Here is a 12,471-nt window from a genome sequence, read left to right on the forward strand (position 1 = left end):
CGCTCCCGGCCCGTCTGCCATGGGCGGAATCCCTTGCGGACGTACGCCGGACCGGGAAGCGTGCCGCTCGTGAAGATCCTGGTGCTCGGCGGTTCGGTGTTCCTGTCCAAGGCGGTTGCGACGGACGCGCTCGAGCGCGGCCACGAGGTGACCTGCGCGACCCGCGGCACGTCCGGCCCCGTGCCGGACGGTGCCGCCTTCGTGGCGTGGGACCGCACCCAGGAGGTCCCCGGCGAGCTGGCCGGCGAGTCGTACGACGCCGTGGTCGACGTCGCCCGGATCCCCTCCTGGGTCCGCAAGGGCGTGGCGGCCTTCCCGTCCGCGCACTGGGTCTTCGTCTCGACCGTCAACGTGTACGCCGACGACTCCGTCCCCGACGGGACGCCCGGCACGCTCGAGCTGCGGGAGCCCCGGCACGAGGACGCCGACCTCGGCACGGACCCGGAGGCGTACGGACCGATGAAGGTCGCGTGCGAGCAGCTGGTGCGGGAGGGCGCGGCGTCCTGGACGGTGATCCGCCCCGGGCTGATCGTCGGCCCCGGCGACCCGACCGGCCGCTTCACGTACTGGCCGGTCCGGCTCGCCGACGGCGGTGAGGCGCTCGCCGGCGGCCGCCCCGGGGACCGGATGCAGGTGATCGACGTCCGTGACCTCGCGGCGTGGATCGTCACCTGCGCCGAGCAGCGGACGGGCGGCGACCTCGACGGCGTCGGCGAGGTCATGCCGCTCTCGCGGATGCTCGCCGAGACAGCCGCGGGAGTCGGCTCGGACGCCACGTTCACCTGGGTCCCGCAGGAGTTCCTCGCCGAGCAGGGCGTCGAGCCGTGGATGGGGCCGGAGGCGCTGCCGCTCTGGCTCCCGCGTCCCGAGTACGACGGCCTCGGCACCCACGACCCGGCGCCGTCGTACGCCGCGGGCCTGGTGCTCCGGCCGGTCGCCGACACCGCGCGGGACACGCTGGCCTGGGTGCGGGCCACCCCGGACGCGCCCGTGAGCGGAATGTCACGCGACCGCGAGGCCGCGGTCCTCGCCGCGTGGCATAGCCTCCGGGAGTGACCCGCCTGTCGGCCGCCGAGCTCATCGACCTGGTCCTCGACGAGGGCTCCTGGACCTCGTGGGACACCCCGCCGTCGTACGGCGACCTCAGCGAGGAGTACGCCGCCGAGCTGGCCGCCGCCCGCGAGAAGAGCGGGGTCGACGAGTCGGTGCTGAGCGGCGAGGGCCTCATGCACGGCCGCCGGGTGGCGGTCGTGATGGGCGAGTTCCGGTTCCTCGCCGGGTCGATCGGTCGCGCCGCGGCCGACCGGCTCGTGGCCGCGATCGAGCGCGCCACCCGCGAGGGGCTGCCGCTGCTGGCCGGGCCCGTGAGCGGCGGCACCCGGATGCAGGAGGGCACGCCGGCGTTCGTGCAGATGGTCCGGATCACCGAGGCGGTCGCGGCGCACAAGTCCGCCGGCCTGCCGTACCTCGTCTACCTCCGCAATCCCACCACCGGCGGAGTGATGGCGTCGTGGGGCTCGCTCGGGCACATGACCGTCGCCGAGCCGGGCGCACTGATCGGCTTCCTGGGCCCACGGGTGTACGAGGCGTTGTACGGCAGGCCGTTCCCGGAGGGCGTGCAGACCGCGGAGAACCTCTACGCCCACGGCATCCTGGACGCCGTCCTGCCGCCCGAGGAGATCGCCGGCATCCTCGACCGCGCGCTCGCGATCCTGCTCGCGCCCCGCCACGGCATTAAGCCGGTGCCCGCGCCGGTCCGGCTGACCCCGCTGCCCGACGTCGACACGTGGGACGCGGTGACCCGGTCGCGGCGTCCCGACCGGCCCGGGGTCCGCCGCCTGCTGAAGTACGCCGCCAGCGACGTGATCCCGCTCAACGGCACCGGCCAGGGGGAGCGGGACCCCGGGCTGCTGCTCGCCCTGGTCAGCTTCGGCCAGGCGCCGTGCGTGTTCCTCGGCCAGGACCGCCGCGGCCAGACCGCCGAGCACCCGATGGGCCCGGAGGCACTCCGCGAGGCCCAGCGCGGGATGCGGCTCGCGTCCGATCTCGGCCTGCCCCTCGTCACGGTCATCGACACCCAGGGCGCGGCCCTCTCCCCGGAGGCCGAGAACGGCGGCATGGCCGGCGAGATCGCGCGCTGCCTCGCCGAGCTGGTCACCGTCCGGGCGCCCACCCTGTGCCTGATGCTCGGCGAGGGGAACGGCGGCGGGGCGTTGGCGTTGCTGCCGGCGGACCGGGTGATCGCCGCCCAGCACGCCTGGCTCTCGCCGCTGCCGCCGGAGGGCGCCAGCGCGATCGTGCACCGCGACCTCGACCACGCTCCCGAGATGGCGCGCGCCCAGAAGGTGCGGGCGCTCGACCTGCGCGAGGCCGGCATCGTGGACCGGATCGTCGCCGAGCTCCCGGACGCCGCCGACGAGCCCGAGGCGTTCTGCGAGCGGGTCGGCGCGGTCCTCGAGCACGAGCTCGCCGCGCTCCTCGACGCGGGGCCGGGCAGTCCCGCCGATCGCGCCCGCCGGTACCTGTAGCAGTCACCGGGCCTGTAGAACAGGTTACAGTTCCGGCCCATGAAGACGTACGTCGTGAGCGGGGCCGCGTCCGGCATCGGGGCCGCCACGGCGGCGCTGCTGCACGAGCAGGGTCACCGGGTGATCACGGTCGACCGGGTCGAGGTGGGCCGCGAGGGCGGCGGGATCGACGTGCTGGCGGACCTCGCGACGCCGGAGGGGCGGGCGCACGCGGTCGCCGGTGTCCGGAGCCTCGCCGACGTCGTCCACGGCGTCGTGCCGGCAGCCGGCATCGCCGGCCGCACCGGGGTCCCGTCCGACCTGCTGGTGTCGGTGAACTTCTTCGGCGCCGTCGCGCTGGTGCGCGGGCTGCACGCCGAGCTCGCGGCAGCGGGCGGCGCGGGCGTGGTGTTCCTCGCGTCGAACTCGATCACCGGCATGCCCGGCTGGAACGCCCCCGTCGCGCAGGCCTGCCTCCGCGACGACGAGCCGCTCGCCCGGGAGGAGGCCGCGCAGGTCGACTCGGTGATGGTCTACCCGTCCAGCAAGGCGGCGCTCGCCTGGTGGGCTCGCCGCGAGGGCGTGAAGCCGGAGTGGGCGGGCGCCGGCATCCGGCTCAACTCCGTCGCGCCGGGCGCCACCGAGACGCCGATGGTCGACCAGATGCGGGCCGATCCGCTGCTCGGGGCCGCGATCGACGCGTACCCCAACGCGATCGGCCGGCTCGGCCGGCCCGAGGAGGTCGCGGCCGCGATCGGCTTCCTGCTCTCCGAGCCCGCGGCGAACATCGTCGGCGCGGTGCTCTTCATCGACGGCGGGACCGACGCGATGCTGCACCCGATCGCGCCGCCCGGCTGGGAGGTCGGGCCGATCGAGGCCTGACCGGTCAGCCCACGCAGGACTGCGCGGCCAGCGTCAGCGAGTCCTTGACCTCGGGCTCGTGGGCGAGGTCCGGGTTCAGGAAGTGCCCCTCCTCGTCGAAGAGCCCCGCGTCGACGAGGGCGTCGAAGCCGAGGTCGTCGACCACGTGCTGGGCGACGCACTCGGCCCGCACGTCGTTCATGGCACCGTCGAGCGAGTCGGCGAGCTCGCTGGTCGCCCGGTGCTCGACCTCCACCGGCGCGGCCGGTGGCGGCCCGTCGTCGGAGCGGGTGAGGGCCCACACCGCGCCGGCGACGGCGACCAGGACCACGACCGGGACGGCCACGAGCCACCCGCGCCGACGCGCCGATGCGGCCGGCGGCTCGCCCGCCAGCCGGGCCGCGGCCGCCAGGCCGTCGCGGAACGCCGCGGCGGACGGATAGCGCTCCGCCGGGTCCTTCGCCAGCGCCCTGGCCAGGACCCGGTTGACCGCGACGGTCCGGGCGTCGGTGCCGGGCAACTGCGGGACCGGGCCGTCCGCGCGCGGCGGGCGGCCCTCCAGCGTCGCCCACAGCAGGCAGCCGAGCGCGTAGACGTCCGAGGCGACGCCCTCGGGCGACATGTACGCCGGGGTGCCGGCGTCGTCCGGCGCGCTCCCGACCGGGCCGGCGATCCCGAAGTCGCAGAGGTACGCGCGAATCCGCGGGCCGCGGCGCAGCAGCACGTTGGCGGGCTTGATGTCGCGGTGCTCGAGCCCGACGGCGTGCGCGTCCGCGAGGCCGGACGCCACCTGGCCGATCAGGTCGAGGGCGACCGGGACCGGCGGCGCGCCGTACTCCCGCAGCAGCCGACCGAGGTCGCCGTCGGGGATCAGCTGGCTGGCGATCCAGAGCCGGCCGGCGTCCTCACCGTGCGCGTAGACGGGCACGACGTGCTCGGACGTCAGCGCCGCCTGGGTCCGGGCCTCCCGGACGAAGCGCTCGCGGAAGCCGGGGTCGTCGGCCAGCTGCGGCGAGATCACCTTCAGCGCGACCGAGCGCTCGAGCCCGGTGTCCCACGCCTCGTGGACGACACCCATCCCGCCGCTGCCGAGGCGGCGGACGAGGCGGTAGGGCCCGAGCGTCTCCACGCTGCGACTCCTACCCCGGTTCCCTAGGGTGCCAACATGAGCTCCCACCGCGTGGCCTTGGCCCTGGGCTCCGGCGGTGCCCGCGGGTACGCCCACATCGGCGCCATCGAGGAGATCCGGGACCGCGGGCACGAGATCGTCGCGATCGCCGGCACCTCGATGGGCGCGCTGGTCGGCGGCCTCGCGGCGGCCGACCGGATGGAGCCGTACGCCGAGTGGGCGCGCTCGCTCACCCAGCGAGACGTGCTGCGCCTCCTCGACCCGAAGTGGTCCGCGCCCGGCGCGATCCGGGCCCAGCGGATCTTCGAGCAGGTCGAGGAGCTGGTCGGTGACCGGCTGATCGAGGACCTCGCGGTCCCGTTCACCGCGGTCGCCACCGACCTGCACGCCCGCCGCGAGGTGTGGTTCCAGCGCGGTCCGCTCCTGTCGGCGATCCGGGCCTCGATCGCGATCCCGGGCGTGATCACGCCGGTCGAGATGAACGGCCGCCTGCTCGCCGACGGTGGCTTGATGAACCCGGTGCCGATCGAGCCGACCGCGGCCGCGGCGGCGGACCTCACCATCGCGATCTCGCTGTCCGGCGCCCGGCTGCCGCAGGAACCGTCAGCGCCCGCGCGGGAAGCGGCCGAGCCGTCGTGGCGCGAGGAGCTGGTGGACCGGGTCCGCCGTACCGTCGGGCGGACCGTCGAGCCGGTCGCCCCGAGCCTGCTCGACGAGCTCCGCATCTCCGACGTGGTGGGGATGTCCATGGACGCGATGCAGGGCCTGATCAGCCGGTACCGGATGGCCGGCATGCCGCCGGACGTCCTGGTGACCGTGCCGGTCAGCGCCGCCCGGTCGCTGGAGTTCCACCGCGCGGACGAGATGATCGAGCTGGGCCGCCGGCTCACGGCCGACGCGCTCGACACGGCCGGGCACTGATGCCGCCCGCCGGCGTGCTGCTCCTGTCCGGGCCGCCGTGCTCGGGGAAGTCCTCGATCGGGCGGCTGCTCGTCGCCGACCGGGTCCACCTCGAGGTCGACGCGCTCTTCGACGTGCTGCTCCCGGGGTCGGGCCGGGGCCGCGAGGACCGGATGCTCGCGTACGACGCCGCGCACGTCCTCGCCCGCCTGGCGCTCGACCGCGGGCGGGACGTGCTCCTCGAGTGCACCTACGCCCGGCGCGAGCAGCGGGCCAGCCTGGTCGCGGCCGCGCCGGACACCCCGCTCTGGGTCGTCGAGATCCACGTCCCGCCCGACGAGGCGGTCCGCCGCTTCCGGGGCCGACGCCAGGAGACGGACCTCGACGAGGCCTCGGTCCGCGAGCGGGCCGCGGCGTTCCCCTACTCCGACCAGGCGTTCCGGCTGACGTCGGCCGCGGCGGCACCGGCCGACCACGCCCGGGCCGTGGCCGCCTGGCTGCGCGGCGGACCGCCGCCGGTGCGACCGGACAGCTGGGCCGCGGCCGGCCGCCCGTGGAACGGCCCCTAGAAGACCAGCGCCGTGGCCGGGTCCTCGAGCATCCCGGCGACGTCGGACAGGAAGCGCGAGCCCTTCTCGCCGTCGATGTGCCGGTGGTCGAAGGACAGCGCGAGCGTGCAGACCTGCCGCACCACGATCTCGTCGTCGACGACCCACGGCGCCTTCTTGACCGCGCCGAAGCACAGGATCGCGGACTCGCCCGGGTTGATGATCGGGGTGCCGCCGTCGACGCCGAACGGCCCGACGTTCGTGATCGTGAAGGTGCCGCCGGCCATCTCCGCCGGCTGCGTCCTCCCCTCGCGCGCGGTCGCGGTCAGCGCGTTCAGCGCCTGCGCGAGCTCGAGCAGCGACATGGACTCGGCGTCCTTGACGTTCGGCACGACCAGCCCGCGCGGGGTGGCCGCCGCGATGCCGAGGTTCACGTAGCGCTTGAGCACGACCTCCCCGGCCGCCTCGTCCCACCACGAGTTGATCTCCGGCGTACGCCGCATCGCCAGCATCACCGCGCGGCTCAGCACCAGCAGCGGCGAGATCTTGACCTCGCGGAACTCGCGGCGCGACCGCAGCCGCTCGACGAGCTCCATGGTCCTGGTGACGTCGACGGTGACCCACTCGGTCACGTGCGGCACCGTGAACGCCGACTGGACCATGGCCTGGCCCATCATCTTGCGCACACCCTTGATCGGCTCCCGGGTCTCCCGCTCACCCGGCCGGGTGTCGTACGACCTGGCCACCGGAGCAGCCACCTCGGACGACGTCCCGCCGGCGGCCGACTCGACGTCCTCGCGGGACACCGTGCCGTTCGGCCCGGTCGGCGTCAACGACCGCAGGTCGACGCCGAGGTCCTTGGCCAGCTTGCGCACCGGCGGCTTGGCCAGCACCTGGACGGACGCGGCAGGCGCCGTCGTTGCGGGCGTGGACGGCACCGGCGTCTCGTCCGCCTCAACCATCGGAGACTCGCCGGCCTCGAACGCGGCCTGCGCCTGCATGTGCGCCGCAGCGGCGCCGGACGCGACCTTGCGGGCCCGTCGGACCGGGCCGCGGTCGGCCTTGTTGCGGCCGACCAGCGACTCGCCCTCGCCGCCACCGGAGGCGGCGGGGTTGGACAGGTCGATCTCGACGGGGGCATCGGCGGTGGCCGCGGCGGGCTCACCGATCGCGATGATCGGCGTGCCGACCGGGATCATCTCGCCGGCCTCGACCAGGATCGCGGTCACCTCGCCGGCGTACGGCGACGGCAGCTCGACGATCGACTTCGCGGTCTCGATCTCGACGACGATCTGGTTGATCTCGACGACGTCGCCGACCTTGACGTGCCAGGCGACGATCTCCGCCTCGGTCAGGCCTTCACCGACGTCGGGCAGCTTGTACTCAGGCATGGCTCAGAACTCCGGTTCAGAACTCGAGGGAGCGGTCGACGGCGTCCAGGATCCGGTCCAGGTCGGGGAGGTAGTCCTCCTCGATGCGGGACGGCGGGTACGGCGTGTCGAACGCGCCGACCCGCAGCACCGGGGCCTCGAGCGAGTAGAAGCACTGCTCGGTGATCCGCGACGCGATCTCCGCGCCCATGCCGAGGTTGACGTGCGCCTCGTGCGCGACGACGGCGTGACCGGTACGGCGCACCGACTCGTAGACCGGGGCCATGTCCAGCGGGGACAGCGTGCGCAGGTCGATGACCTCGACGGACTTGCCCTCGGTGGCGGCGGCCTCGGCCGCGGCCAGCGCGGACTTCACCATCGGGCCGTAGGCGAGCACGGTGGCGTCGGTGCCGGCCCGGACCACGCGCGAGGTGAACAACGGCTCGGGCGTGGCGGACTCGTCGAGGTCGGCCTTGTCGGCGTGGTACTGCCGCTTCGGCTCCAGGAAGATCACCGGGTCGTCGCTGGCGATGGCCTGCTGGATCATCCAGTAGCCGTCGACCGGGTTCGAGCAGGCGACCACCTTGAGGCCCGGCGTGTGCGCGAACTGCGCCTCCGGCGACTCGCTGTGGTGCTCGACCGCGCCGATGCCGCCACCGAACGGGATCCGGATGACCATCGGCATCTTCAGCTTGCCCTGCGACCGGAACTGGATCTTCGCGACCTGGCAGACGATCTGGTCGTACGCCGGGTAGACGAACCCGTCGAACTGGATCTCGACCACCGGGCGGTAGCCGCGCAGCGCCAGGCCGACCGCCGTGCCGACGATGCCGGACTCGGCCAGCGGCGAGTCGATGACGCGGTCCTCGCCGAAGTCCTTCTGCAGCCCGTCGGTGATCCGGAAGACGCCGCCCAGCTTGCCGACGTCCTCCCCCATGAGCAGGACCTTGGGGTCGTCCTCCATCGCCTTGCGCAGGCCCATGTTGAGGCCCTTGGCGAGCGTGATCCGCTGCGTACCCTGCGTCGCCATCAGTGCGCCCCCTCGAAGCTCTCCAGGTAGGCCGCGAACCCGTCGCGCTGGGCGACGAGCTCCTCGGTCATCTCGGAGTAGACGTGGTCGAACATGCTCAGCGGCTGCGGGTCCGGCAACGCCTTGCAGCCCTCGCGGAGCCGGTGGCCGAGGTCGTCGGCCTCCTGCTGGACGCCCGCGAAGAACGCGTCGTCCGCGACGCCGTTGCGGCGCAGGTACGCCTTCACGCGGGCGATCGGGTCCTTGAGCTTCCAGCGCTCGAGGTCGTCGCTGAGCCGGTAGCGCGTCGGGTCGTCGGTCGTGGTGTGCGCACCCATCCGGTACGTGTAGGCCTCGACGAGCGTGGGGCCCTGGCCGTCGCGGGCTCGCTGCAGCGCGGCCTGGGTGACGGCGTACGTCGCGAGGACGTCGTTGCCGTCGACGCGGACGCCGGGGAAGCCGAAGCCGAGAGCCCTCTGGTAGAGCGGGATCCGGGTCTGCCGCTCGATCGGCTCGGAGATGGCCCACTGGTTGTTCTGGCAGAAGAACACGACCGGGGCGTTGTACGACGCCGCGAAGATGAACGACTCGTTGACGTCGCCCTGCGAGGAGGCGCCGTCACCGAAGTGCGCGATGACCGCGGCGTCGCGGTCCGGGTCGCCGGTGCCGACGACGCCGTCGCGCTGCAGGCCCATCGCGTAGCCGGTCGCGTGCAGCGTCTGCGCGCCGATCACGATCGTGTACAGGCCGAAGTTGTTGTCGGCGGGGTCCCAGGAGCCCTGGTCGACGCCGCGGAACAGCCCGAGCAGGTCGAGCGGGTCGACGCCCTTGCACCACGCGACGCCGTGCTCGCGGTAGGTCGGGAAGACGAAGTCCTGGGGACGCAGCGAGCGGCCGGCGCCGATCTGCGCGGCCTCCTGGCCGAGCAACTGCGCCCAGATGCCGAGCTCGCCGTGCCGCTGGAGGGCGGTGGCCTCGGTGTCGATGCGACGGGTCAGGACCATGTCGCGGTAGAAGCCGAGGATCGCGTCGTCGCCGAGGTCGAAGGAGAAGTCCGGGTGCTCGACCCGCTCCCCCTCGGGGGTCAGCAACTGGACGAGCTCGGGGCCGCCGTCCTGCTGCGAGGGCCCGAAGACCTCCACGAGGTCGGGCCCGAAGCCGGGTGTCTCACCCGATGACTGCGTGCTCACGTGCGCTCCTTCGATGTCGTCGGCGGTACGGGGTCTCCGCGTGCCGATGGCTGTCGCTCCGGACGCGGGACGCGGGGGTGGTGCGTCCTGTGACCCGGAACACAATCGTGCACACTCAACTTACCTGCGTCGTCGTCGCCCCCGCCAATCGTCCTCGCCGGCCCTAGTGCACCTCACCGAGGTCCTCGTGCTCCTGGTGCGTCTCCGGCTCGACCTGGAACGTCGAGTGGCGTACGTCGAAGTGCTCGGCGGTGCACTCGGAGAGCCGGTCCAGGATGCCGCCGACGCCGTGCTCGTCGAGCGCCTCCTGGGTGACGGTGACGTGCGCGGACAGGCTCGGCATGCCGCTGGTGATCGTCCAGGCGTGCAGGTCGTGCACGTCCACGACACCGGACATCTCGAGGAGGTGTGTGCGCACGTCGTCGAGGTCGAGCCCCGCCGGCGCGACCTCGAGCAGCACCAGCGAGGCCTCGCGCAGCAGCACCAGCGAGCGCGGCAGGATCAGCGCGGCGATCGCCAGCGAGGCGATCGGGTCGGCCCGGTCGAAGCCCCAGAGCAGGATCGCGAGACCGGCGAGGACGGCCAGCAGCGACCCCAGCAGGTCCGCGAGCACCTCGTTCAGCGCACCGCGCAGGTTGAGCGAGCCGGTGTCGGAGCGGTTGAGGACGTACAGCGACCCGCCGTTGGCGACCAGGCCGACGAGCGCGAACAGCACCATCGGCCCGGCGTCCACCTCGACCGGTTCGGCGAGCCGCGAGATCCCCGCCCAGGCCAGGTAGCCGCACACGACGAGCAGCACCAGCGCGTTCACGAGCGCGGCGAGGATCTCGGCCCGGTGCAGCCCGAAGGTCGAGCGCGGTCCGCCGCGGAGCGTCGCGACGTACGACGCCCCGAGCGCCAGCACCACGGCGGCGGCGTCGGTGGCCATGTGGCCCGCGTCCGCGAACAGCGCGAGGGACCCGGTGACGATCGCGCCGACCACCTCGAGTGCCATCACGACGAGAGTCACGACGAGCACGACGCGCAGCCGCCCGCGGTCCGCCGCGCGACCGGCGGCGTGGTCGTGGTCGTGGTCGTGGCCCATGCGTCCATTGTGACGATTCGGCGTGTTGTCCTGCGCGCGGCCGCCCGGCGGGTGATCCTGTGCGCTCACAACCGGGTGCGAGTGGTGGGGCGGCAACAGGTGCGGTGGGGGATTCGGGCGGCGTCGGCTGCCCTCGTGGTGATGATGACGGTCTCACTGGGCGGCGGCGCGGACGCGTCACTGGCGCCGCTGCAGCGGGCGACGCCGCTGATCCACCAGGACCGGTTCGCCGATCCCTCGGTGGCGTCCTTCTCGCGGGGGTACGTCGCGGTCGCGACCGGCTACCTCGCGCCCCGGGCGGTGTCCCGCTCGCCGCGTGGGCCGTGGCGCCCCGTGCGCCGAGCCCTGGTGGACCTTCCGCGGTGGGTCAGGTCGGACCAGGTCTGGGCGCCGGACCTGGTGCAGGCGAAGCGCGGCTGGCTCCTGTACTACTCGGCGGTGGCGCACGGCCGGCGGCGCTGCATCGGTGTCGCTGCGGCTCGTCACGTGCTCGACACGTTCCACCCGGTCGGCAAGCACCCCCTGGTGTGCCCTCCGCAGGGCGCCATCGACCCGTCCGGGTTCCGGCGGGCGAACGGTGGCCGGACGCTGCTGTTCAAGACGCAGGGCAACCCGACGTCGATCCGGATGATCCGGCTCACCCGCGACGGCCTCCACCGCGGCGACCGCGCGAGGGCCCGGGTGCTGCTGCGCAGCGGGCACACGGTCGAGAACCCGGTCCTCGTCCGGCACCGCAAGCACCTGGTGCTGTTCACCTCCGAGGGCTACTTCGGCAGCTGCGACTACCGCACCACCTGGCGGACGTCGCGGCACCTCTTCGGGTGGCGGCACGCCCGCGCCCACTCCCTCCTGCGCCGCGACAACACCCGCATCTGCGGTCCCGGCGGCGCCGACGTCCTGACGGCCGGGCGCAAGCAGCCGATCATCTACTTCCACGGCTGGACGTGCGGCCACGGCCGGCGCCCCTGCCCGCACCGGTTCGAGCTCGGGCGGGCGGCCCGTCCGTGGGCGCGCCGGGTGCTGTACGCCGCGTACCTGCACTGGCGGCACGCCACACCGCACGTGCACGGGTTCGTCCGCCGCTGACCCCGGCTCGGCCCGCCTAGGCTGTCGCCGTGGAGCTGGAGTTCAGCGGCGAGGTCTGGGAGTGGCGCGGCCCCGCGCCGTACCACTTCGTGTGGGTGCCCGAGGACGAGGCCGAGCAGCTCCAGGAGACCGCCGCGGCGGTGACCTACGGCTGGGGCATGATCCCGGTGACGGTGACCATCGGTGCCACCGAGTGGACGACGTCGCTGTGGCCCAGGGACGGCAGCTACGTGGTGCCGCTCAAGGACCGGGTCCGCAGGGCCGAGGGCATCGAGCTCGGCACGGTCGTTGACGTGCGGCTGCAGGTGGACGTCTGACCGCCCGCGGACACGTCCGGATCCCGGCGCGCCGGCGCCGCGCGGGCTGGGGCCGCGCGGGCTGGGGCCGCGCGGGCTGGGGCCGCGCGGGCTGGGGCCGCGCGGGCTGGGGCCGCGGCGGGCTGGGGCCGCGGCGGGCTGGGGCCGCGGCGGTCGCCGCCCGCAGCGTGATCACCGAGCCGATCGCGGCGTACCGGTCGCCGCTCACCGCCACGTTCGGCGACCACCAGTAGCCCCTCCCGCCACACCGGTCGGGCACTTCTGCCGCTTTTCGGCCGTTGCAACGCCCGAGAAGCGAGGGGATCCCCGGCGAGCCGGGGATCCCGTCACAGCTGTCCCGCCAGAGCCGGGCATGGTCGTCGACGTGCGGCTGCAGGTGGACGTGTGAGCGCCCGCGGACACCTCCGGATCCCGACCCGCCAGCCGGGCCGCCAGCCGGGCCGCGCCGGTCGGGGCCGCATCGTGATCAC

At 73.9% G+C, this 12,471-nt stretch carries 12 protein-coding genes; 7 read left to right on the forward strand and 5 right to left on the reverse strand.

Going from position 1 to position 12,471, the window contains the following annotated elements:
* The first annotated feature begins 69 nt into the window (after nt 1-69).
* From ACVW2K_RS02935 to ACVW2K_RS02945, 3 genes are read left to right on the forward strand one after another with little or no spacing between them, the layout of a single operon-like run.
* Nucleotides 70-1,056 (forward strand): NAD-dependent epimerase/dehydratase family protein, encoded by a 987-nt coding sequence (locus tag ACVW2K_RS02935; RefSeq protein WP_457201473.1) that lies wholly within the window; start codon nt 70-72, stop codon nt 1,054-1,056.
* Nucleotides 1,053-2,528: a carboxyl transferase domain-containing protein gene (locus tag ACVW2K_RS02940; protein ID WP_028638499.1), complete on the forward strand. Its 1,476-nt coding sequence runs from the start codon at nt 1,053-1,055 to the stop codon at nt 2,526-2,528. Before ACVW2K_RS02935 ends, ACVW2K_RS02940 begins: the two co-directional genes overlap by 4 nt.
* 39 nt (nt 2,529-2,567) lie before the next feature.
* Complete coding sequence (locus ACVW2K_RS02945; protein ID WP_457201474.1) at nt 2,568-3,389, forward strand: SDR family oxidoreductase; 822 nt, start codon at nt 2,568-2,570, stop codon at nt 3,387-3,389.
* Between the two features lie 4 nt (nt 3,390-3,393).
* On the opposite strand, the gene ACVW2K_RS02950 is transcribed toward ACVW2K_RS02945, so the two are convergent.
* Nucleotides 3,394-4,497 carry a serine/threonine-protein kinase gene (locus ACVW2K_RS02950; RefSeq protein WP_457201475.1) on the reverse strand — a complete coding sequence of 368 codons (1,104 nt, stop codon included), beginning with the start codon at nt 4,495-4,497 and terminating at the stop codon, nt 3,394-3,396.
* A 36-nt stretch (nt 4,498-4,533) separates the two neighbouring features.
* Between ACVW2K_RS02950 and ACVW2K_RS02955 the strand changes: the two genes are divergently transcribed.
* Together ACVW2K_RS02955 and ACVW2K_RS02960 are read left to right on the forward strand one after the other, a co-directional pair.
* Nucleotides 4,534-5,418: a patatin-like phospholipase family protein gene (locus ACVW2K_RS02955; protein WP_036571269.1), complete on the forward strand. Its 885-nt coding sequence runs from the start codon at nt 4,534-4,536 to the stop codon at nt 5,416-5,418.
* Nucleotides 5,418-5,966, forward strand: a complete 549-nt coding sequence (locus ACVW2K_RS02960) for an AAA family ATPase (protein WP_457201476.1) — start codon at nt 5,418-5,420, stop codon at nt 5,964-5,966. Before ACVW2K_RS02955 ends, ACVW2K_RS02960 begins: the two co-directional genes overlap by 1 nt.
* Here ACVW2K_RS02960 and ACVW2K_RS02965 read toward each other — a convergent pair.
* The 4 genes from ACVW2K_RS02965 to ACVW2K_RS02980 form a co-directional block, all read right to left on the reverse strand.
* A complete protein-coding gene (locus tag ACVW2K_RS02965; RefSeq protein WP_028638496.1) occupies nt 5,963-7,336 on the reverse strand; it encodes a dihydrolipoamide acetyltransferase family protein in 1,374 nt (457 codons plus the stop codon). The genes ACVW2K_RS02960 and ACVW2K_RS02965 overlap by 4 nt on opposite strands.
* Nucleotides 7,337-7,352: 16 nt before the next feature.
* Nucleotides 7,353-8,345: an alpha-ketoacid dehydrogenase subunit beta gene (locus tag ACVW2K_RS02970; protein ID WP_457201477.1), complete on the reverse strand. Its 993-nt coding sequence runs from the start codon at nt 8,343-8,345 to the stop codon at nt 7,353-7,355.
* On the reverse strand, nt 8,345-9,514 hold the full coding sequence (gene pdhA / locus ACVW2K_RS02975) for a pyruvate dehydrogenase (acetyl-transferring) E1 component subunit alpha (protein ID WP_457201478.1): 1,170 nt from the start codon (nt 9,512-9,514) through the stop codon (nt 8,345-8,347). Before pdhA ends, ACVW2K_RS02970 begins: the two co-directional genes overlap by 1 nt.
* Nucleotides 9,515-9,677: 163 nt before the next feature.
* On the reverse strand, nt 9,678-10,598 hold the full coding sequence (locus tag ACVW2K_RS02980; protein ID WP_457201479.1) for a cation diffusion facilitator family transporter: 921 nt from the start codon (nt 10,596-10,598) through the stop codon (nt 9,678-9,680).
* 141 nt (nt 10,599-10,739) lie between these two features.
* Between ACVW2K_RS02980 and ACVW2K_RS02985 the strand changes: the two genes are divergently transcribed.
* Together ACVW2K_RS02985 and ACVW2K_RS02990 are read left to right on the forward strand one after the other, a co-directional pair.
* Nucleotides 10,740-11,684, forward strand: coding sequence for a family 43 glycosylhydrolase (locus ACVW2K_RS02985; RefSeq protein ID WP_231496291.1), 945 nt, complete (start codon nt 10,740-10,742; stop codon nt 11,682-11,684).
* Nucleotides 11,685-11,713: 29 nt separating this feature from the next.
* Complete coding sequence (locus ACVW2K_RS02990) at nt 11,714-12,001, forward strand: DUF1905 domain-containing protein (protein ID WP_457201480.1); 288 nt, start codon at nt 11,714-11,716, stop codon at nt 11,999-12,001.
* The last annotated feature ends 470 nt before the right edge of the window (nt 12,002-12,471 follow it).

It is taken from the genome of Nocardioides sp. HB32 (genome assembly GCF_054058995.1).